At 64.8% G+C, this 20502-nt stretch carries 18 protein-coding genes; 14 read left to right on the top strand and 4 right to left on the bottom strand.

All coding sequences use genetic code 11. From position 1 onward, the window contains the following. Positions 1-17 precede the first annotated feature (17 nt). Genes IGS58_RS05115 through IGS58_RS05070 form a run of 10 tightly spaced genes read left to right on the top strand, consistent with a single transcriptional unit; the run spans position 18 to position 10063 of the window. Positions 18-1607, top strand: coding sequence for a type II and III secretion system protein family protein (locus tag IGS58_RS05115; protein WP_092606634.1), 1590 nt, complete (start codon positions 18-20; stop codon positions 1605-1607). Positions 1608-1616: 9 nt separating this feature from the next. After that, positions 1617-1895 (top strand): hypothetical protein, encoded by a 279-nt coding sequence (locus IGS58_RS05110; RefSeq protein WP_230520793.1) that lies wholly within the window; start codon positions 1617-1619, stop codon positions 1893-1895. Positions 1896-1941: 46 nt separating this feature from the next. Then, positions 1942-3492 carry a Tad domain-containing protein gene (locus IGS58_RS05105; protein ID WP_230520792.1) on the top strand — a complete coding sequence of 517 codons (1551 nt, stop codon included), beginning with the start codon at positions 1942-1944 and terminating at the stop codon, positions 3490-3492. Positions 3493-3499: 7 nt separating this feature from the next. Beyond that, a complete protein-coding gene (locus IGS58_RS05100) occupies positions 3500-3967 on the top strand; it encodes a TadE/TadG family type IV pilus assembly protein (RefSeq protein ID WP_034787020.1) in 468 nt (155 codons plus the stop codon). A gap of 10 nt (positions 3968-3977) precedes the next feature. Next, a complete protein-coding gene (locus tag IGS58_RS05095) occupies positions 3978-4496 on the top strand; it encodes a TadE/TadG family type IV pilus assembly protein (RefSeq protein ID WP_099388799.1) in 519 nt (172 codons plus the stop codon). Between the two features lie 22 nt (positions 4497-4518). Continuing rightward, positions 4519-5670 (top strand): AAA family ATPase, encoded by a 1152-nt coding sequence (locus IGS58_RS05090; RefSeq protein ID WP_230520791.1) that lies wholly within the window; start codon positions 4519-4521, stop codon positions 5668-5670. A 43-nt stretch (positions 5671-5713) separates the two neighbouring features. After that, positions 5714-7081, top strand: a complete 1368-nt coding sequence (locus tag IGS58_RS05085) for a CpaF family protein (RefSeq protein WP_034787023.1) — start codon at positions 5714-5716, stop codon at positions 7079-7081. A 10-nt stretch (positions 7082-7091) separates the two neighbouring features. After that, positions 7092-8066 (top strand): type II secretion system F family protein, encoded by a 975-nt coding sequence (locus IGS58_RS05080; RefSeq protein WP_034787025.1) that lies wholly within the window; start codon positions 7092-7094, stop codon positions 8064-8066. A 19-nt stretch (positions 8067-8085) separates the two neighbouring features. Next, positions 8086-9033: a type II secretion system F family protein gene (locus tag IGS58_RS05075; protein ID WP_034787026.1), complete on the top strand. Its 948-nt coding sequence runs from the start codon at positions 8086-8088 to the stop codon at positions 9031-9033. A gap of 13 nt (positions 9034-9046) precedes the next feature. Continuing rightward, positions 9047-10063: a LytR C-terminal domain-containing protein gene (locus IGS58_RS05070; protein ID WP_230520790.1), complete on the top strand. Its 1017-nt coding sequence runs from the start codon at positions 9047-9049 to the stop codon at positions 10061-10063. A gap of 20 nt (positions 10064-10083) precedes the next feature. Here IGS58_RS05070 and IGS58_RS05065 read toward each other — a convergent pair whose 3' ends face one another. The 3 genes from IGS58_RS05065 to edd form a co-directional block, all read right to left on the bottom strand. Continuing rightward, a complete protein-coding gene (locus tag IGS58_RS05065) occupies positions 10084-10596 on the bottom strand; it encodes a hypothetical protein (protein ID WP_081345913.1) in 513 nt (170 codons plus the stop codon). A 61-nt stretch (positions 10597-10657) separates the two neighbouring features. After that, positions 10658-11287, bottom strand: coding sequence for a bifunctional 4-hydroxy-2-oxoglutarate aldolase/2-dehydro-3-deoxy-phosphogluconate aldolase (eda, locus tag IGS58_RS05060; protein WP_070260457.1), 630 nt, complete (start codon positions 11285-11287; stop codon positions 10658-10660). Positions 11288-11290: 3 nt separating this feature from the next. After that, positions 11291-13204, bottom strand: coding sequence for a phosphogluconate dehydratase (gene edd / locus IGS58_RS05055; RefSeq protein ID WP_070281272.1), 1914 nt, complete (start codon positions 13202-13204; stop codon positions 11291-11293). Positions 13205-13538: 334 nt separating this feature from the next. Between edd and pgi the strand changes: the two genes are divergently transcribed. Both pgi and IGS58_RS05045 read left to right on the top strand, forming a co-directional pair. Next, positions 13539-15203, top strand: coding sequence for a glucose-6-phosphate isomerase (gene pgi, locus IGS58_RS05050; protein ID WP_230520789.1), 1665 nt, complete (start codon positions 13539-13541; stop codon positions 15201-15203). A 9-nt stretch (positions 15204-15212) separates the two neighbouring features. After that, the gene (locus tag IGS58_RS05045; protein ID WP_070260460.1) at positions 15213-16109 is read left to right on the top strand and encodes an SMP-30/gluconolactonase/LRE family protein; all 897 of its coding nucleotides are present in this window, start codon (positions 15213-15215) and stop codon (positions 16107-16109) included. 170 nt (positions 16110-16279) lie between these two features. On the opposite strand, the gene IGS58_RS05040 is transcribed toward IGS58_RS05045, so the two are convergent. Further along, a complete protein-coding gene (locus IGS58_RS05040; protein WP_070281275.1) occupies positions 16280-17233 on the bottom strand; it encodes a chemotaxis protein in 954 nt (317 codons plus the stop codon). A gap of 561 nt (positions 17234-17794) precedes the next feature. On the opposite strand from IGS58_RS05040, the gene zwf reads away from it, so the two are divergent. Then, positions 17795-19267 carry a glucose-6-phosphate dehydrogenase gene (zwf, locus tag IGS58_RS05035; protein ID WP_070260463.1) on the top strand — a complete coding sequence of 491 codons (1473 nt, stop codon included), beginning with the start codon at positions 17795-17797 and terminating at the stop codon, positions 19265-19267. 211 nt (positions 19268-19478) lie between these two features. Beyond that, entirely contained in the window at positions 19479-20333 is an 855-nt protein-coding gene (locus IGS58_RS05030) for an SIS domain-containing protein (protein ID WP_034750862.1), read from the top strand. The last annotated feature ends 169 nt before the right edge of the window (positions 20334-20502 follow it).

The following is a 20502-nucleotide window of genomic DNA, read 5'->3' as shown; positions in this document are numbered from 1 at the left end:
ACCAGAGGAGTCACGCCATGAGCACATATTGCACAGCAAGCGGAAGCCGGGTACTCAGCCTGGCGCTTGCCCTCGCCATGATCGGCGCCCTGGCGCCCCAGGCACGCAGCGAACCCGTTGCCGCCACCGCCGTTGCCGCCGACACCGGCGCCGCCCGGACCAGCCGGGCCGCCGCCCGCCCCAAGGCCACGCCGCCGCAAAGCGAATCGCGCGCCGGCCGCACCGAGATGGCGCCGCAAATGAGTCTGGCCGAAGGCAAGTCGACCCTGATGCGCCTGCCGTTCGCCGCCAGCCGCATGTCCGTCGGCGACCCGCGCATCGCCGACGTCATCCTGCTTAATCCCAACGAGGTGTACCTGCTGGGCCGTTCCGTCGGCACCACCAACCTGATCCTGTGGAACAAGAGCAATGACGCCACCATCATCGACCTGGCCGTCGGCATCGACAGCAGCAGCCTGCAGGCACGCATGGCCGAGCTACTGCCGAACGAAAAGATCAACGTCACGGTGGCGGGCGACACCCTGATCCTGTCGGGCATGGTCAGCGATGTCGTCAAGGCCGACCAGGCCCTGTCGCTGGCCAACGCCTATGTGCAGCGCAGCGCCCGCAGCGGCAACGCCGCCTCCGGCGCCGCGCCGGCCGCAGGCGCCGCCGCGCCCGCTCCCGCCGCTGCACCGGATGCGGGCATGCCGCGCGTGATCAACCTGCTGTCGATCGCCGCGCCGCAGCAGGTGATGCTGGAAGTGAAGGTGGCCGAAGTGTCGAAAGTGCTGGTCGACCAGCTGGGCGCCAGCCTGGGCATCAACAAGACCATCGGCAGCTGGTCGTACTCGCTGCTGTCCAGCCTGCTCAGCAACAATCCCAGCGGCTTGAGCGGCGCCAGCAAGAACAACTTCTTCAACCTCGACGCGCAAAAACGCGATGGCCTGATCAAGGTGCTGGCCGAACCGAACATCATGGCCATCAGCGGCCAGGAGGCCAGCTTCCTGGCCGGCGGCAAAATCTTCATTCCCGTCAGCCAGACCAACAATAACGGCGTGCCGACCATCACCCTGGAAGAGAAGGAATTCGGCGTGGCCGTGAAATTCACGCCCACCGTGCTCGAAGGGGGACGCATCAACCTGAGGGTGGCGCCGGAAGTGTCGGACCTGAACAAGGACGGCATCGGCATCACCGCCACCGGCATCTCGGCCACGGCCATCCTGCCATCGTTTACCACGCGGCGCGCCACCACCACGGTGCAGCTGTTCGACGGCCAGAGCTTCGCCATCGGCGGCCTGATCAAGAACAACGTGACCAGCAATATCAAGGCCCTGCCAGGCCTGGGCGAAGTGCCCGTGCTGGGCGCCCTGTTCCGCAGCACGGACTTCCAGACGGACCGTTCGGAACTGGTCTTCATCATCACGCCGCACCTGGTCAAGCCGCTGCCGCCCGACTACAAGCTGCCCACCGACGGCTATATCCAGCCGACGCGCGGCGACATGTTCATGCAGGGAAAAATGGAAGGCAGCGCACCGGCGCCCGCCCCCGCAGCGGCACAGGCACCGGCCCCCATGCAGCCGCAAGCGGCCGCGCCCCAGCCTGCCGCCGGCTTCGACCTCAAATAGGAGAACACCATGAAAACCGCACATCGCCTGCCTTGCGCCGCCCTGTTCTGCCTGCTGACCGGCTGCGCCGCCACCACCACGCCCGTGCTCGATTCGCATTTTGGCGAATCGGTGGCCCTGCTCAAGGCGCAGCAGATCATGTATCCGGACGCCTACCGCAATGCCAACCCGGTCAGCGGCATCGACGGCAAGGCCGGCGTCAGCGCCTACCAGCGCTACCAGAAATCGTTTGCGGCGCCGGAACCGCAACCGAATGTCTTCACCATCGGCGTGGGCGGACGCCAGTAGGCGCCAGTCCCGCGATGCACCCACCCAAGGCCACCAGGAGACAGCCATGAACACCGCATTTCGCAGGCACGACAAGCAGCAGGGCGCGATCGCCATCGTGCTGGGGCTGACCCTGGTGGTGCTGTTTGCCATGGGCGGCCTGGTGCTGGACCTGGGCCACCTGTACATCGCCAAGACGGAGCTGCAGAACGGCGCCGACAGCGCCGCCCTGGCCGGCGCCGTGGAACTCAACCAAAGCGCCACCGGCATCGACAACGCGCAGGCCAAGGCCATCGCCATCGCGCAAAAGAACCGCTACGACTTTTCCACCACGCTGACCCTGACGGCCGCCAACATCAGTTTCGGCCCCAGCCCCGACGGGCCGTGGTCTTCCGGCGCCAGCGCCCGCACCAGCCCGCAGGGCCAGACCTTCATCCGCGTCGACACGGGCAGCAAGACCTTCGCCACCTACCTGATGGGCATCGCCGGCATCGCCAGCACCAGTACCTCGGGCGTGGCCGTGGCGGGCCGCTTCGTCAACGACGTCACGCCGATCGGCGTGTGCGCCGTCGATCCGGCCAACAAGACGGCGCAATACACGTATCCGGCCGCGCCGGCCGGCACGGGCCTGACGGAACTGCTGGAATTCGGTTTCCGCCGCGGCGTCACCTACAACCTGTTCGGCCTCAATCCGCTGGGCGGCCCGTCCGACCCCTACCTGATCAATCCCGTCGACGCCCCGCCCGGCAGCTGCAGCGCCTCCCATTCGAGCGCCGCCTCCACCGCGCCGTTCATGTGCACGGGCAGCAGCGCCGTCATCACCAGCGGCACGGGCCAGGTCTACACGAACACGGGCATGTCGGCCTCGCTGGCCGCCTCGCTCAATTCGCGCTTCGACGATTACGGCGGCCCCTCCGTGTGCGACCCCGCGACGGCGCCGCCCGATACCAACATCAAGGAATATCCCTGCGTGGGCGGCGCGTCGCCCTGCGCCGCCACCGCCGCCAACTCGCCGCCCGCCGGCTGGATGCAGCCGGGCGCCAGCACCCTGCCCAGCCAGCAGTCCGTCAGCCTGTCCGGCAACAAGCCGAATTACCAGCTGCCGTCGGCCGGCGCCGTCCCCGCGCCCTCGGCCACGTTCGCCCAGTTTGCCGGCTACGGCGTGCTGTGGTCCTACGGCCCGGCCTACCAAAGCAATGGCGCCACTCCGGCCAAGGCCGGCACGGCGTACAGCGTCGCGGACGCCAACGCCAACCCCATGTACAGCACGGCCAAGGCGAATTACTTCGACACGGCCAGCTACCCCGTCAGCCCAGGCGCAGGCTTTCCTGCCAGTACGCCGCCTTCGCCGTACAACCAGACCAGCGGCCCCACGTTCCAGGCGCCTTCGGCCGCCCATCCGGGCCAGCGCAACCGGCGCATCCTCAACGTGGTGCTGGTCGACTGCCGCACGGCGCCCGTGGGGCCGGCTTCGTGCGGCACCATGAATGCGGTGGGCATCGGCAAATTCTTCATGACGATGAAAGCCGATTTCAGCGGCGGCACCAAGCGCCTCGACGTCGAGTTCGCGGGCCTGATCGAGCCCGTGCCGAATTCCGAAATCAAACTCTACAAGTGAGGCGGCCATGCGCATCCACCTTTCCCCCCTCAGGCAGCGCGGCGGCGCCGCCGTCGAATTCGGCATCGTGCTGGCCCTGCTGATCACCCTGCTGGCGGGCATCTTCGGCTTCGGCCGCGCCTTCTGGTACTACGACGCGCTGACCAAGGCCACGCGCGATGCGGCGCGCAACATGTCCGTCAAGGCCAAGGCCGGCATCGCATCGCAGGGCGTGCCTGCCGCCAAACAGACGGTCGTCGATGCGGCCACCAGCGCCGGCATCAGCGGCTTCACCACGGCCAACGTGACGGTCACCTGCCTGGATGCGGCGTTCAACGACAGCAGCTGCACCGATGGCACGGCGCCGGGCGGCATCCGCGTCGAAGTCGTCAACTACACGCTGTCGGTGGGCCAGTACCTGCCCTTCGTGATCGGCGCGGCCAGCAGCTATGCCACGCCGCTCTCGCCGCGCACCACCATGCGCTACATGCTGTAAGGAGAACGCCATGCGCCACCGCCTTTCATCGTCTCCTCCAGCCGGCCGCCAGCGCGGCGCCGCCGCCGTCGAATTCGCCCTGGTGGCACTGCTGTTTTTCACCCTGCTGTTCGGCATCCTCGAATTTGGCCGCATGCTGTACCTGTACAACACGGTGCAGGAAGTGAGCCGCCGCGCCGCGCGCGAGGCGGTAGTGCGCTGGATCGACCAGACGGACACCGTCAAGACGCTGGCCCTGTTCGGCGGCACAGCCCTGCCTGCCGCGCCGGAACTGACGGCCGCCAACATCACCATCCGCTACCTGAACAAGAGCGGCGCCGAAGTGACCTTGCCGCCGCTCGATCCGGGCGACAACCTGTCGGCCTGCGGCGACATCACGCGCACGGCCAGCTGCATCGACAGCGTGCGCGTGTCGATCGACAACGTCAGCTATACGCCGATGGTCAGCCTGTTCGGTTTTCTCAATATCGCCGTGCCAGCCTCGGTCGTGGTCATGCACGCCGAAAGCCTGGGCTTCCAGATCAACTGAACGCCATTACCGGGAGTACCAAGTGAATATCGTCATCGTCTCGAAGAATGAAGTCCAGCTCAAGCGGCTCACCCGCTTGCTGCGCGAACGCAGCGCGGCCGACCGCGTCGCGCTGCTGGCGAGCATACCGGATGTATTCGACAACGGCGCCACGCCGGACTTGCTGCTGCTGGAGCAGGAGCAGGCGGGCGAGACGGAGCTGGAACGGCTCGAACTGCTGGGCGGGCGCCATCCGAACCTGGCCATCATCGTGCAATGTCCGCAGCAAAGTCCTCAATTCCTGCTGCGCGCGATGCGCGCCGGCGTGCGCGAAGTGCTGCTGCCGGACGACGACGCGGCCCTGTGCGCCGCGCTGCGCCGCATCGAGGACAAGCTGCAAAAGCAGGTCACGCGCAAGGGCCAGGTGCTGGCCTTCGTCTCGTGCAAGGGCGGCAGCGGCGCCACCTTCATCGCCGCCAACCTCGGCTACGCGCTGGCCGCCGGCGAACAGCGCAAGGTGGCGCTGTTCGACCTGAACCTGCAGTTCGGCGACGCCGCCCTGTTCGTCTCGGACCACAAGCCGGCCACCACCCTGTCGCAGCTGTCGCAGCAGATCGTGCGCCTCGACGCCTCGCTGCTGACCGCCAGCATGATCCAGATCACGCCCGCCTATAGCGTGCTGGCCGCCGCCGACGATCCCGCCCATGCGGCCGACGTCGAGGCGGACCATATCGACCGTTTGCTGACCCTGGCGCGCAGCCAGTACGACTACATCCTGCTCGACGTGGGACGCGGCCTCGACCCCGTCAGCGTGCGCGCGCTGGACCGGGCCGACCTGATCTTCCCCGTGCTGCAGGCCACCTTGCCGTATGTGCGCGACGGCAAGCGCCTGCTCGACGTATTCCGCGGCCTCGGCTACCGCGAAGACAAGATCCGCCTGATCCTGAACCGCTATGCCAGCAGCGACAGCATCCGCGTGGCCGACCTGGAAGCGGCGTATGGCAAGCACGTCTACAAATCCATCCCCAACCACTACGAGGCGGTGGCCGCCTCCGTCAGCCAGGGCGTGCCCATCCTCAAGCTGGCGTCGCACAATTCCGTCTCGCGCGCCCTGCAGGAACTGGCCGCCAGCCTGGCCGGCGAAACCCCGCCCGCCGCGCAAGGCTGGGTTTCGCGGCTGCTGGCGCGCGCTTGATTCCCTACAGCGCGCCTGATACCCCATTCACCGGAGACCGACCATGACTGCCGAAAAACTCACCCTGCGGGACCGCCTGGGCTATGCCCAGGATGACGCCAGCCTGAATGACGATGCCGCGCACCAGGGCGCATCGAGCCAGAGCTACCAGCAACTCAAGCACCGTACCCACCAGGCGCTGCTCGATCGCGTCGACCTGGAAGGCATGCAGCGCCTGTCGCGCGAGCAGATCCGCGAAGAGCTGAAAATCCTCGTCAGCGACGTGCTCACGGAAGACAATGTGGTGATCAACGAGCTGGAACGGCGCTCGCTGATCCGTGACATCCAGGACGAGGTGCTGGGCTTCGGCCCGCTCGAACCGCTGCTCGCCGATCCCGGCGTGTCCGACATCCTCGTCAACACCTACCGCCAGGTGTATGTCGAGCGCCACGGCCGCCTGGAGCTGAGCGACATCTGCTTTACCGACGACGCCCACCTGATGAAGATCATCGACAAGATCGTCTCGCGCGTGGGCCGGCGCATCGATGAATCGAGCCCCATGGTCGATGCGCGCCTGCCCGACGGTTCGCGCGTCAACGCCATCATCCCGCCGCTGGCCATCGACGGACCGGTGATGTCGATCCGCCGCTTCTCGGCCCAGCCGCTGCGCCTGGCCGACCTGATGCTCAAGCACAGCCTGACGGAGGAAATGAGCACCACCCTGCAGGCGCTGGGCAAGGCCAAGGTCAACATCCTGATCTCGGGCGGCACGGGCAGCGGCAAGACCACCATGCTCAATGCGATTTCCGGCTTCATCAGCACGGCCGAACGCATCGTCACCATCGAGGACGCGGCCGAACTGCAGATGCAGCAGCCGCACGTGGTGCGCCTGGAAACGCGGCCCGCGAACATCGAGGGCAAGGGCGAAGTGACGCAGCGGGCGCTGGTGCGCAATGCGCTGCGCATGCGTCCCGACCGCATCATCCTGGGCGAGGTGCGCGGCGCCGAGGCGCTCGACATGCTGGGCGCCATGAACACGGGCCACGAAGGCTCGATGGCCACCATCCATGCGAACACCCCGCGCGACGCGCTGACGCGGCTGGAAAACATGATCAGCATGGCCTCGGCGGGCCTGCCCGTGAAGGCCATGCGCCAGCAGATCAGTTCTGCCGTCAGCGTGGTGGTGCAGGTGGCGCGCCTGACGGATGGCAAGCGCAAGATCATTTCGATCCAGGAAATCACGGGCATGGAGGGCGAGATGATCACCATGCAGGAAATCTTCACCTTCCGCCAGACGGGCATCGGCGAGGACGGCACGGTGCAGGGACATTTCCATGCCAGCGGCGTGCGGCCGCACTTCCTGGAACGCCTGCGCGCCTTCGGCATCAGCCTGCCGGAAACCCTGTTCGATCCCGCCCGTCAGTACCATTAAGGGGAGCATCATGGACTATCTCTATTACGTATTCGCCATCCTCACCTTCATCGCCGTGGTGCTGCTGATCGAGGGGGTGTACCTGGCGTGGAACACCTCGCGCGGCCCGGAAGCGGAAAGGGTGGCGCGCCGCCTGCGCATCATGTCGGCCGGCGCGCATGGCGACACGGGCAGCTCGATGATCAAGAAGCGCCTGCTGAGCGACACCCCGGCCCTGCAGCGCCTGCTGCTCAGCGTGCCCCGCGTGCATGCGCTCGACCGCCTGCTGGAGCAATCGGGGCTGACCTGGAGCGTAGCCAGCTTCGCCGGCGTGATGCTGGCCACGGCCGGCGCCGCGTTTTTGCTGTTCAGCTACTTCGGCGTGCCGTGGATGCTGCGCCTGCCGCTGGTGGCTGGCGCGGCCCTGCTGCCGCTGCTGGTAGTCTTGCGCGCCAAGGCCAAGCGCCTGCAGCGCATCGAACAGCAATTGCCCGATGCGCTCGACCTGATGGCGCGCGCCCTGCGCGCCGGCCACGCCTTCCCCACCGCCCTGAAAATGGTCGGCGATGAAATGAACGCGCCGCTGGCCGTGGAATTTCGCGCCACCTTCGACGAAGTCAATTTCGGCATCGCCATGCAGGACGCCCTGATGAACCTGGCCACGCGCGTGCCCAGCACGGACTTGCGCTACTTCGTCATCGCCGTGCTGATCCAGCGCGAAACGGGCGGCAACCTGGCCGAGCTGCTCGACAGCATCAGCCGCATCATCCGCGAGCGCATCAAGCTGCTGGGGCAGGTACGCGTGCTGTCGGCCGAAGGCAGGCTGTCGGCCTGGATCCTGTCGCTGCTGCCCTTCGGCGCGGCGGCCATGATCCACCTGACCAATCCGCAATTCCTGGAAATGCTGTTTGTCGACCCGGGCGGACGCAAGATGCTCGTCGGCGCCCTGCTGCTGATGGTGTGCGGCGTCCTTGTCATGCGCAATATCATCCGCATCCGTGTCTGAGCCCGCAAGGAGAACCCTCATGAACCCCGTCCATTTTGCCTTTCTCGCCCTGCTCTTCATTGCCGTCTTCGGCACCGTGCTGGTGGCCATGCGCAGCTTTGCCCCCGATCCCTTGCGCCAGCGCATGGACAACGCCACCGGCAAGAGCGCGGCGGCGCCTGGCGCATCGGCCCCCAGCCCATGGCTGGCGCGCATGGTGCGCCTGAGCGGTCCGCTGGCCAAACTGTCGCTGCCCGACCAGGGCTGGGAAGGTTCCGTGATGCGCCGACGCTTCATGAATGCCGGCCTGCGCCAGGCATCGGCGCCCATCCTGTTCTTTTCCGCCAAGACCATGCTGGCCATCGGCCTGCCCCTGCTGCTGTTCCTGGGCTTGAGCGCGTCGGGCAGCCAGATGGCGGGCAAGGCATTGCTGTTCTGGCTGCTGATCGTGGCCGCCATCGGCTACTACCTGCCCAATATTGTCCTGGCACAAATGATCAAGCGGCGCCAGCGCGATATCTTTGAAAGCTTTCCCGATGCGCTGGACTTGATGACGGTGTGCGTGGAAGCGGGCCTGGCCATGGATGCCGCGCTGGCCCGGGTGGCCGCGGAGATCGCCCTGAAAAGCAGCGTGCTGGCCGAGGAATTGCACCTGGTGATGCTGGAACTGCGTGCCGGCAACACCAAGGAGCGGGCCCTGCGCAACCTGGCCCTGCGCACGGGCGTCGAGGATGTCGACGCGCTGGTGGCCATGCTGATCCAGGCCGAACGCTTCGGCACCAGCATCGCCGCCTCGCTGCGCGTGCAGTCGGACCAGCTGCGCACCAAGCGCCGCCAGATGGCCGAGGAAGAAGCGGCGAAGATCGCCCTCAAGCTGCTGTTCCCGCTGATCTTTTTCATCTTCCCTTCGCTGCTGGTCGTTTTGATGGGACCAGCCTTCCTGCAAATCTACCGCGTGCTCCTGCCCAGCATGGGCAGCGGCAGCTGACCGGAGAACCGCCATGTCACAGCACACCACCCTGATGCTCATGCTCGCCTGCGCCGGCCTGCTGCCCGCCTGCGGCCACCTGCCCGGCCCGGCCAGCCAGAGCAATCATGTTGCGCCACCCCAGGCGCACATCGATGACAGCCCCGCCACCCGCACTGCCGCGTTCTGCAAGCTGGGCAAGCGCATGCTGGAACTGGGCGACCCGCGCGCGGCGCTGGCCGCCTACCGCGAAGCCCTGCTGCTTGAGCCCGACTCGGCCGATGCGCGCAATGGCGCCGCCGTGCTGCACGCGCAGCTGGGCCAGCTGGAAACGGCCCGCAGCATGCTGCAGGCGCTGGCGCTGCAAGCGCCGACGGCCAGGACCTACAACAATCTCGGCTACGTGCTGTACCTGCAGGGAGAGTATGCCCAGGCGGCCGATGCACTGCGCCAGTCGCTGCAGCTCGACAACGGCCAGCAGCCGGCGCGCGCCAACCTGGACCTGGCCATCGCGGCACTGGCGCGCAGCATCGGCACAGTCGATGCCACCGCGGAGGCCATCGCGCCCGACCTGGCGCCCGCGCCCATGCCAGCGGCGCCGGCCAGCCGCTTGCAGCTGACGCAATTGCAGCCGAATATCTTTGCGCTGAGCTGGCGCGACGCGCCCGTGGTGGCGCAAGCCGCGCCAGCGGCTATCCCCGCCCTGGCCAAGCCGGCGATGCCGCTGCCACGGCTGGAAGTCATCAACGGCAATGGCGAAACGGGAATGGCGGCGCGCATGCGCGGCATGCTGGGCGGCATGGGCATCAGCGTGCTGCGGCTGGGCAACCAGCGGCCGTACGGCATCCAGGCCAGCAGCATCGTCTACCGTCCCGGCCACGCCGAGGCAGCAGCCGCCCTGGCCCTGGCATTGGGCGGCATGCCGCAACTGCAGGCGGCCGGCGACAGCGGCATCGGCGCGGGCGCCGACCTGCGTTTATTGCTGGGCAAGGATGCGGCGGCCAGCCTGCGCGCGCCGGACATGCGCCTGGCATCGAACACGGCGCCGTAGCAGTGGCATCAGCGACGGCGTCAGCGTGGCAGCAGGCGGCGGTCGGCAGGGTTGATCAGGAAGCCCTGCAGGATATCCTGCAGCTGCGGCAGTTTCGCCACGTAGGCGGGTATGCCCAGCTGGCGCGCGCCGAAGTAGTGGGCGATGATGTCGCCCTGCTGCTCCATGTTGAAGTCGGACAGGACGCCGCCAGCCTGCGCATCGTAGCGGTAGGCGCGTTGCCCGATGTAGCCGCCGCGCAGCGCCAGCAGCACGCCATGCAGCAGCACGCCGTAGCCGAGCTGGTACTGCCACACGTGCACCATCTCATGGATGAAGAACAGCTTGCCGCTGTTGCCTTCGCGGGAAAAATCGTCGCGGTACTGGGCCGGCATGAAGTGCAGGCTGCCACGCGGCGTCATGGCCGTGTTCTGGTCCTGCAAGCCAAACGGAAGAAAGGAGCCGCGCACGACGCGCACGCGCGCGTAGTCGATGGCGCCCTGGAAGACGCTGCGGGCCATGGCGGTTTCGCCGATGGTGAGGGGACGGCGCAAAACTCGCATGAGAGAAAGAAATAAAGCGCGGCAAGCGGGAAGCCTGCCGCGCCGGAGCCGCTTACGCTGAACGCAGGCCGCTGGCCGCTTTCGCGATTTCCGTGATGCGGTCCCAGTTGCCGGCCGCGATCGCGTCTTTCGGCGTCAGCCACGAACCGCCCACGCAGGCGACGTTCTTGCACGCCAGGAACTGCGACGCCGTCTCTTGCGAGATGCCGCCCGTCGGGCAGAACGTGATGTCCGGCAGCGGGCCGTAAATCGCGTTGAGCATGCCGATGCCGCCCGCCGGCACGGCCGGGAACAGTTTCAGCTGCTGGAAGCCGTTTTCACGCGCCGCCATCACTTCGCCTGGCGTCATCACGCCTGGCAGCAATGGCAGGCCGCTGCTTTTCGCCGCCGCCACCAGGGCGGAAGTCAGGCCTGGCGAGACGCCGAAGACGGCACCCGCATCGCGCGCCTGCGCGAATTCCTCGGGACGGGTCAAGGTACCGACGCCGACGATGGCGCCCGGCACTGCCGACATGGCGCGGATCGCCTCGAGGCCGTGCTTGGTGCGCAGGGTCACTTCCAGCACGCGGATGCCGCCCGCCACCAGCGCGCGCGCCAGCGGTACGGCGTGTTCAGGATCGTCGATCGCAATCACGGGGATCACGCTCGAAGTGCGCATAATTTCCAGTAGTGTCATGGTCATCTCTTATTTCCTAGCCAAAAAGTCTTCATCGGAACCCGGTACGGTATCACCGACATTGTCGGCGTCGTGCAAGGCGACGGTGGTGGGAATCGGCGACGGCAGGCCGAAGGTGGTGGCACCCTCTTCCGCCGCGCTGACGGTGGAACGGAACATGGAAAACAGCTCGCGGCCCATGCCGACGTGGTTCGGCGACAAGTCGGCCGTGACCAGCGAACGGGCGTGCCAGACATCGGCCGGCACCAGCGCTTCCAATACGCCGGTAAAGGCGTCGAGACGGATGATGTCGCCGTCACGCACCAGGCCCAGCGGGCCGCCGGCGAGAATCTCCGGCGAGACGTGGATGGCGGCCGGCACCTTGCCCGACGCGCCCGACATGCGGCCATCGGTGACCAGCGCCACGTGACGGCCCGCATCCTGCAGGTTGGCCAGCGCTGGGGTCAGCGCATGCAGTTCCGGCATGCCGTTGGCGCGCGGGCCCTGGAAGCGCAGCACGGCAACGAAATCGCGGTCCAGGGTGCCCGCCTTGTAGGCGGCCATGAAATCTTCCTGCGAATTGAACACCAGCGCCGGCGCTTCCACCGTGCGGTGCTGCGGCTTGACGGCCGAGACCTTCATCACGGCGCGGCCCAGGTTACCCGCGACCAGGACCATGCCGCCGTCCGGCGCGAACGGGTTCGAGGCGGGGCGCAGCACGTTTTCGTCGGCGCTGGTGGCCGGTGCATCTTTCCAGAAGACCTTGCCGTCTTCGCCGAGGAACGGCTCCATGCAGTGGGCGCGCAAGCCGTGGCCCAGGATGGTGTTGACGTCGTCGTGCAGCAAGCCCGCGTCCAGCAGTTCGCGGATCAGATAGCCCGTGCCGCCGGCCGCGTGGAAATGGTTCACATCGGCGTCGCCGTTCGGGTAGATGCGCGTGAGCATCGGCACGATGGCCGACAGTTCATTGAAATCGTTCCAGTCGATGACGATGCCGGCCGCCTTGGCGATCGCCACCAGGTGCAGGGTGTGGTTGGTCGAACCGCCCGTGGCCAGCAAGCCCACGACGGCGTTGACGATACATTTCTCGTCAACGATATGGCCGACCGGCAAGTAGCTGGCGCTTTGCGCCGTGATGACGGCGGCGCGCTGGGCGGCCGCTCTTGTGAGCGCATCGCGCAGCGGGGTATTCGGCGTGATGAAGGCGGCGCCCGGCAAGTGCAGGCCCATCACTTCCATCAGCATCTGGTTACTGTTCGCGGTACCGTAGAAGGTACAGGTGCCGGCGCCGTGGTAGGCTTTCGATTCGCCTTCGAGCAAGTCTTCACGCGTGGCCTTGCCTTGCGCATACAGCTGGCGCACCTTGGCTTTTTCCTGATTCGACAGGCCCGACGTCATCGGACCGGCCGGCACGAAAACGGCCGGCAAATGGCCGAAGTGCAGCGCGCCGATCAACAGGCCCGGCACGATCTTGTCGCACACGCCCAGGTACAGGGCCGAATCGAACATATTGTGCGACAGCGCCACCGCCGTCGACATGGCGATGGTGTCGCGCGAGAACAGCGACAGTTCCATGCCCGGCTGGCCTTGCGTCACGCCATCACACATGGCGGGCACGCCGCCGGCGAACTGGGCCACGGCGCCTACTTCGCGCACGGCTTGCTTGATGATCTGCGGGAAGCCTTCAAACGGCTGGTGCGCCGACAGCATGTCGTTGTACGAGGAAACGATGGCCACGGAAGGTTTCTTGTATTCCTTCAGCGACAGCTTGTCGTTGGCGGGAAAGGCGGCAAAGCCGTGCGCCAGGTTGGTGCACGACAGGGCGCCGCGCTGCACGCCCTGGATGCGGGCAGCATCCAGATGCGCCAGGTAGGCGCCGCGCGATGGCCGGCTGCGCGCGATGATGCGCGCTGTTACGGATTCGACTACTGGATGCAGCGCCATATGGATTTCCTTAAAAATGAGTATTTCGTGAAATTTTACTACAAAATGGTCGTGCAGAAGCACTCTTGCAGTGGCCAGTGGCAGAAATAATCCATTTTTCCACGACCTTTCAAGGCAAAACAACAGCGTGCCACGCCCACTCGTCTTGCGTGCCTATCTATTACAGCACGGATAAAACGCTGAAAAAACGCTGAAAATGCCAAGCGCCTGCACAAACTGTAGTGAAATTACGTTTTTCTGATGTATTATTCTCATACCAATGCCGGATCCGCTGTTCGCCATCACGAACGCGCCGCGCCCCTTTCAACCGAGACAAGCACCCAAGCCGACCGCCATGCGCCAGCCAGCACCTACTCCTGCCATCACCGCCACCGCCAGTTTCCAGTCCCTGCAAGCGTATGGCGCCAGCCTGCGCGACGTGCATCTGCGCCAGCTGTTCGCGGCCGACCCCGCGCGCTTTTCCAGCATGACGGTCGATGCGGCCGGCCTGCTGCTCGATTACTCGAAGAACCGTGTCGACGCCACCGCCATGCGTCTGCTGATGGACCTGGCCCGCGAGCGCGGCGTGGAAGCGCAGCGCGAAGCCATGTTCACTGGCGAGAAAATCAATCTTACCGAACATCGGGCCGTTCTGCATACCGCCTTGCGCGCGCCACGCGGCACCAGGCTGGTGGTCGACGGCCAGGATATCGATACCGACGTGCAAGATGTGCTGCAACGCGTCAAGGCGTTTACGGACAAGGTGCGCAATGGCAGCTGGCTCGGCTACACGGGCAAGCCGATTTGCGACATCGTCAACATCGGCATCGGCGGCTCGGACCTGGGCCCGAAAATGGCTTGCCTGGCCCTGCGCTCGTATGCCAACCCGGGCCTGGAAATGCACTTTGTTTCCAACGTCGACGGCCACGACATGGAAGCGACCCTGTCGAAGGTCGATCCGGAAACGACCCTGTTCATCGTGGCCTCGAAAACCTTCGTCACGGCCGAAACCATGCTCAACGCCAACACGGCGCGCGCCTGGTTCCTGCTCGAAGGCGACGAAAAGGATCTGGCCCAACATTTTGTGGCCGTTTCGACCAACACGCAAGCCATCGTCGACTTCGGCATTTCGCCGGACAACATGTTCCCGTTCTGGGACTGGGTCGGCGGCCGTTACTCCGTCTGGTCGTCGATCGGCCTGGCCGTGGCCCTGTCCATCGGCTTTGAATACTTCAGCGATTTCCTCGCCGGCGCGCATGCGATGGACCAGCACTTCCGCCAGGCGCCGCTGGAACAGAACATGCCCGTCGTGCTGGCCATGGTGGGCTTCTGGAACCGCCAGTTCCTCGATTGCGGCTCCGTTTCCATCGCGCCATACCACCAGGACTTGAGCCGCTTTGCCGCCTATTTGCAACAGCTGGACATGGAAAGCAACGGCAAGCGCGTCACCAAGGATGGCGTGCCCGTCGACGTGCCGACCGGCCCCGTCATCTGGGGCGACTGCGGCACGAATGCGCAGCATGCGTACTTCCAGCTGCTGCACCAGGGCACGGACATCACGCCCATCGATTTCATCGCCGCCCTGCGCGCCACGCACGATTTACCGGGCCACCACGACGCCCTGCTGGCGAACTGCTTTGCCCAGTCGGAAGCCTTCATGACGGGCAAGACGGGCGATGAGGTCCGCATTGATCTGCAGGCGCAAGGCTTGCCGGACAGCGAGATCGAGGCGCTGGTACCGCACAAGACGTTCCCCGGCAACCGCCCCAGCAACACCATTTTGATGGACCAGCTGACCCCGACCACCCTGGGCGCCCTGATCGCGCTGTACGAACACAAGACCTTCGTGCAGGGCGTCTTGTGGAACGTCAACAGTTTCGACCAGTGGGGCGTGGAACTGGGCAAGGTACTGGCCAAGAAAATCCAGGCCGAACTGACGGGCGAAGCCCGTCCCGACCACCACGACAGCTCGACCAATGGCTTGATTGCGCTGGCTAAAGCTGCAAAAGCCGCATACTAAAAGAGATAGATGAATATTTACGAAATTAAAGTAGTCAGCGACAAACCCATGCAAGTGGGCGAATGCCCGCTATGGCATGGCAAGGAAGCGGCCCTGTACTGGGTCGACATCGATGGCCGCGCCGTGCACCGCCTGCACCCGGCCAGCGGCAAGCATGACCAGTGGAGCATGCCGACGGAACCGTCGGCGCTGGCGATCAACGCGGGCGGCGGCCTGATCGTGGCCTTGCGCAGCGGTTTTGCCCACCTCGACACGAAGACGGGCAGCCTGGCGGAAATCGCCCCGGCGCCGTTCGACATGGCCACCACGCGCTTCAACGATGGCAAGGTCGACCCGGCAGGCCGTTTCTGGGTCGGCACGATTTTCGAGCCGCGCAACGCCGATGCGGCGGAAATGTTCGTGCTGGAAAAGGGACAAGTGCGCAAGGTCTGGTCGGGCGGCATGACCGTCTCGAACGGCCTGGGCTTTTCCCCCGACAAGCGCACCATGTACCACTCGGATACCACCACGCACCGCATCGACCGCTACCATTTCGATGCGGCCAGCGGAGCCATTTCCGCGCCGCAGCCGTTCCAGCGTTTTTCCATGGACAAGAAAGCTGCGGACTACGGCGGGCGCCCCGATGGCGCGGCCGTCGACAGCGAAGGCAATTACTGGTCGGCCATGTTTGAAGGCGGCAAGATCTTGCGCTTCGCCCCCGATGGCCAACTGCTGGGCGAAATTACCGTGCCCGTGCGCTGCCCCACCATGGTGACGTTTGGCGGCCCCGACCTGCGCACCCTGTACATCACCAGCGCCAGCCATAACCGCTCGGCCGAGGAAATTGCCAACTACCCTTTGACCGGCCACGTGCTGTCCGTGCGCGTGGACGTGGCGGGCCAGCCGGAGACGGCTTACCAGGCGTAATCGTTCCAGACATGAAAAAGCGCCGGCACCTGCGAGGGTCCGGCGCTTTTTTTACGCTCACGTAGGTCGGATTAGCGGGGCAAGGCCCCGCTAATCCGACAACAGTGTTGGCCATGGTGGCGTCGGATGACGCGGCGTACACCGCTAATCCGGCCTACGGTTGCTTCAGCTTACCGCGCCAGCACCTTGCGGATGGTTTCAGCCAATTCGGCCGCCACAAACTTGGCCACATAACCATCGGCGCCCACGCCCTTGACGTGGTCTTCGTTGGTCGAGCCCGTCAGCGACGAGTGGATCACCACGGGGATGTTGGCGAAGCGGCCATCGTTCTTGATGTTGCGCGTCAGGGTAAAGCCATCCATTTCCGGCATTTCCAGGTCGGTCAGCACCAGCGCCACCTTGTCTTTCGCCGTCTTGCCTTCCGTGGCCGCCTGGGCCGAGATGGCCTGCAGGCGTTCCCATGCTTCCTTGCCTGTCTTGGTCATGATGAAAGGCACGCCCATCGCTTCGAGGCCCTTTTCGATCAGCGAACGGGCCAGCGAGGAATCGTCGGCCGCGAGGATCACGGCGCCGGCAGGCAAGCGCACTTGCGGGCCGATGCTGTTCTCGTCCACGTCCGGGTCGCCCGACGGCAGCACGTTGCGCAGGATTTGTTCCACGTCCAGCACTTGCGCCAGGCGCGTCTTGTCCGTATCGCCATCGAGGCGCGCGATGCTGGTGACGAGACCGCCGCCGACGCTCGATTCGGCCGACAGCACTTGGTTCCATTCCAGGCGCACGATTTCATCGACCTCTTCCACGGCAAACGCCTGTGTCGAGCGGGCAAATTCGGTCACCATCAGTATCTTCAAGCCATTGCTCTTGCAGCCGACCGCCATCGGCAAGTCGATCACGGGCACGATCTGGCCGCGGATGTTGACCACGCCCAGCATGTGCGGGTGCGAACCGGCCACGGCCGTGATGGCCGGCATTTCCATGATTTCACGGACTTTGAACACATTGATGCCGAATAGTTCGCGGCTGGTCGAGTGATCACTGGTACCCAGCTTGAACAGGAACAGTTCGAATTTGTTATTGCCTGTCAGGCTGGTGCGTTCATCGACATCTTGCTGCATTGAATTCATTGTGTCCCCTTGAGCCGTCTTGTAAAGTTAAGTCGCCTGCCCTGATGCTGCGGACAGTGCGGACTGCACGTCGCATGGACGTCGGATGGCGGGTTCGGGGCATGGCCGGCGCTAGCGGTGCAGTGTATATCGTACAATTTCTTACAACCAATAGTTGCTATCGATTCGAGCTTGAATTATACGGTTTTTTACTTTCTTCAAAGCTACTTTACGCTGCCAACAGCGATCCTGACAGCATTTCTTGATTTGCTTGTTGCTACAGCGCAAATGATGACGGAGAGAACTAGAAATTTCCCTGGTAACCATGGTTGCTTTGAAAAGGCTATGAAAAGCAGGACACCGCGCCGGCACCGGCGAACGGCATATAATGGCCATGCCGGCGCCGCTGGCGGGCATACCGGGCAAAATGGCGACGGCAGGGGATGGAATGTAGTAAAATTTCTTGCAATTGCCTGTTCTACGTAGTAAATTTACACCACCGATTATAGTAGCGACAGACTGGCACTTCCGGTCGGCTTCCTCCCCGCTCCGGCCCTTTTACTTTTGCGACGACACTCACTTATGGCACTTACCGATTTTGACCTGGTCCTGTTTGGCGGCAGCGGCGATTTAGCAATGCGCAAATTGTTGCCTGCAATGTATGCGCGCGACGTCGCGAACGATTTGCCGCCGACGGCGCGCATCATCTGCGTGGGCCGCCAGGACAGCGGCCAGGATGCCTTCCTGAAAATGGTGGAAAGCAACTCGCGTCCCCACATCAAGGCCAGCACCCTGAATGCCGCCACCTGGAGCAAATTCTGCGCGCGCATCGTGTATGTGTCGCTCAACGCCAGCGATGCGGCCACGTACGCGCCGCTGGTCGAAGCGCTGCGCGGCGATGCCGACCTGACGCGCGTGTATTACCTGGCGACGCCGCCGCATCTGTTCGCCCTCATCTGCGACAACCTGGAAGACAACGGCCTGGTGACGCCGAACTCGCGCGTGGTGCTGGAAAAGCCGCTGGGCCGCGACCTGGCCAGCGCCAAGCAGATCAATGCCGAAGTGGGCAAGGTTTTCCAGGAATCGCAGATCTACCGTATCGACCATTACCTGGGCAAGGAAACCGTGCAGAACTTGCTGGCCCTGCGCTTCGGCAATATCCTGTTCGAACCGCTGTGGCGCCGCGAGTGGATTTCCGACGTGCAGATCACCATCGCCGAGAAACTGGGCGTAGGCAACCGCATGGGTTACTACGACACCTCGGGCGCGCTGCGCGACATGCTGCAAAACCACTTGCTGCAACTGCTGTGCATCGTCGCCATGGAACCGCCGACCTCGATCGCGCCGGACGCCGTGCGCGATGAAAAACTGCAAGTGCTGCGCTCGCTGAAAAAATTCACGCCCACCACCCTGGCTCAAAACATCGTGCGCGGCCAGTACCGCGCCGGCCACGTCGACGGCGCCACCGTGCCGAGCTACCGCGACGAGCCGGATGCGCCAGAACATTCGCGCACCGAAACCTTCGTGGCGCTGAAGGCGGAAATCGACACCTGGCGCTGGGCCGGCGTGCCGTTCTACCTGCGCACGGGCAAGCGCATGGCCGACAGCCTGGCCGAGATCGTCGTGCGCTTCAAGCAGATTCCGCACTCGATCTTCAACCAGCCCACGTCGAGCTTCCAGCCGAACTGCCTGGTGATCCGTTTGCAGCCGGACGAAGGCTTGCGCATGAACCTGATGGCGAAAACCCCGGGCGACGGCATGCGCTTGAAACCGGCGGAACTGGAACTCGATTTCCGCGAATCGTTCAAGACCCCGCGCATGGACGCCTACGAGCGTTTGCTGCTCGACGTCCTGCGCGGCCAGCTGACCCTGTTCATGCGCGGCGACGAACTGGAAGCGGCCTGGGAATGGGTCGAGCCGATTCTCGACAACTGGGAACAGAACGACAGCGCGCCGATTCCGTACACGGCCGGCACCTGGGGCCCTGCGGCCGCCAGCGCCCTGATCGGCCGCGATGGCTTGCAGTGGCGTGAAGAAGCGCTTCCTGAAGACTAGTTTGGAAGCGCAAGGAGTCTGGCCTTGCAAGGCCAGACCGTTACGCAGGCGTGGAGCGGTGCTCCACGAAACCCCTGCTTCACCCCTGCCTGAAGACTAGTTTGGCAGCGCAAGGAGCCTGCCCATACATGGGCAGGCCGTTACGCAGACGCGGAGCGGTGCTCTGCGAAACCCCTGCTTCACCGCTTCCCGAAAACAGAAGACAAATTTAATGCTGCTTGACTCCATCCGCACACAGCTCGATTCGCTCTCCAAGTCGGAGAAGAAGGTCGCGCTGGCCGTGCTTGACCAGCCTAACCAGACGGTTAGCCAGAACATCACGGCGCTGGCGAAAAGCGCGCAGGTATCGGAACCAACCGTGGTGCGCTTTTGCCGCACCCTGGGTTATGACGGCTGGCATGAATTCAAGCTGAAGCTGGCGCAGGGCCTGGCCCTGGCCATGCCGGGTGCAAACGAACAGCCGGCGCAGGACGACCTGGCGGCCGACCTGGTAAATAAAATCTGCAGCCGTTCGATCAACACCCTGCTCGACCTGCGCAATAACCTGAACCCGGAAGCGATCCAGCGCGCGCTCGACATCCTGTCGCGCGCCAGCAAGATCGAATTCTATGGCCAGGGCACGTCGGGCATCGTGGCGGCCGACGCCCAGCACAAGTTCTTCCGCTCGGGCGTGCCGACGGTGGCCTACAGCGACCCGAACATCCACAGTATCGCGGCGGCCCTGCTGCGCGGCGGCGACTGCCTGGTGGCCATCTCGCAGCGCGGCAACAGCCCCGCCCTGGTCCGCTCCGTGAAACTGGCGCGCCGCGGCGGCGCCGACGTCGTCGTGCTGGCCCCATCAGGCACGCCGCTGGCCGACCTGGCGACCGTGCTGATCCCGATCGACCTGGTCTTCAATACCGATCCCTACACACCGATTTCCGCCCGCCTGGCCTACCTGGTCGTGATCGACGTGCTGGCCGTGGGCCTGGCCCTGCAACGGGGCCCCGAGTTCCGCAAGAAGATGCAGAATGCACAGAAGGCGCTGCAGGAATTCGACATGCAGTTCGATTCCTTCATCGGCTGATTCCATGCCGGCGCCAGCCGGTTGCCTATCCGTCATTCCCTGTGAGGCTTGCGGGGAATGCCATAGAAGGGATTTTCAATTTCTTGCCTGCAAAACTGCCCCCGGCGAAGGCGGTGTCACTTAGGGGAAATTTGCCAAACTCCGCCGGGCCGCACGGGTAGCTCAATGA

The sequence above is a fragment of the Janthinobacterium sp. EB271-G4-7A genome, assembly GCF_020858075.1.
GTDB classification, from domain to species: domain Bacteria; phylum Pseudomonadota; class Gammaproteobacteria; order Burkholderiales; family Burkholderiaceae_D; genus Janthinobacterium; species Janthinobacterium lividum.
The sequence above is the reverse complement of the archived record's forward strand: the minus strand, read 5'-3'. Positions and strand labels throughout refer to the sequence as shown.

Coding starts and splice junctions, on each gene's coding strand:
- eda (WP_070260457.1), bottom strand. CDS start 11,287: ATGACCATGACACTACTGGAAATTATGCGCACTTCGAGCGTGATCCCC.
- IGS58_RS05030 (WP_034750862.1), top strand. CDS start 19,479: ATGCTGCTTGACTCCATCCGCACACAGCTCGATTCGCTCTCCAAGTCG.
- IGS58_RS05070 (WP_230520790.1), top strand. CDS start 9,047: ATGTCACAGCACACCACCCTGATGCTCATGCTCGCCTGCGCCGGCCTG.
- IGS58_RS05095 (WP_099388799.1), top strand. CDS start 3,978: ATGCGCCACCGCCTTTCATCGTCTCCTCCAGCCGGCCGCCAGCGCGGC.
- IGS58_RS05105 (WP_230520792.1), top strand. CDS start 1,942: ATGAACACCGCATTTCGCAGGCACGACAAGCAGCAGGGCGCGATCGCC.
- IGS58_RS05115 (WP_092606634.1), top strand. CDS start 18: ATGAGCACATATTGCACAGCAAGCGGAAGCCGGGTACTCAGCCTGGCG.
- IGS58_RS05040 (WP_070281275.1), bottom strand. CDS start 17,233: ATGAATTCAATGCAGCAAGATGTCGATGAACGCACCAGCCTGACAGGC.
- IGS58_RS05075 (WP_034787026.1), top strand. CDS start 8,086: ATGAACCCCGTCCATTTTGCCTTTCTCGCCCTGCTCTTCATTGCCGTC.
- IGS58_RS05100 (WP_034787020.1), top strand. CDS start 3,500: ATGCGCATCCACCTTTCCCCCCTCAGGCAGCGCGGCGGCGCCGCCGTC.
- pgi (WP_230520789.1), top strand. CDS start 13,539: ATGCGCCAGCCAGCACCTACTCCTGCCATCACCGCCACCGCCAGTTTC.
- IGS58_RS05110 (WP_230520793.1), top strand. CDS start 1,617: ATGAAAACCGCACATCGCCTGCCTTGCGCCGCCCTGTTCTGCCTGCTG.
- IGS58_RS05080 (WP_034787025.1), top strand. CDS start 7,092: ATGGACTATCTCTATTACGTATTCGCCATCCTCACCTTCATCGCCGTG.
- edd (WP_070281272.1), bottom strand. CDS start 13,204: ATGGCGCTGCATCCAGTAGTCGAATCCGTAACAGCGCGCATCATCGCG.
- IGS58_RS05085 (WP_034787023.1), top strand. CDS start 5,714: ATGACTGCCGAAAAACTCACCCTGCGGGACCGCCTGGGCTATGCCCAG.
- zwf (WP_070260463.1), top strand. CDS start 17,795: ATGGCACTTACCGATTTTGACCTGGTCCTGTTTGGCGGCAGCGGCGAT.
- IGS58_RS05045 (WP_070260460.1), top strand. CDS start 15,213: ATGAATATTTACGAAATTAAAGTAGTCAGCGACAAACCCATGCAAGTG.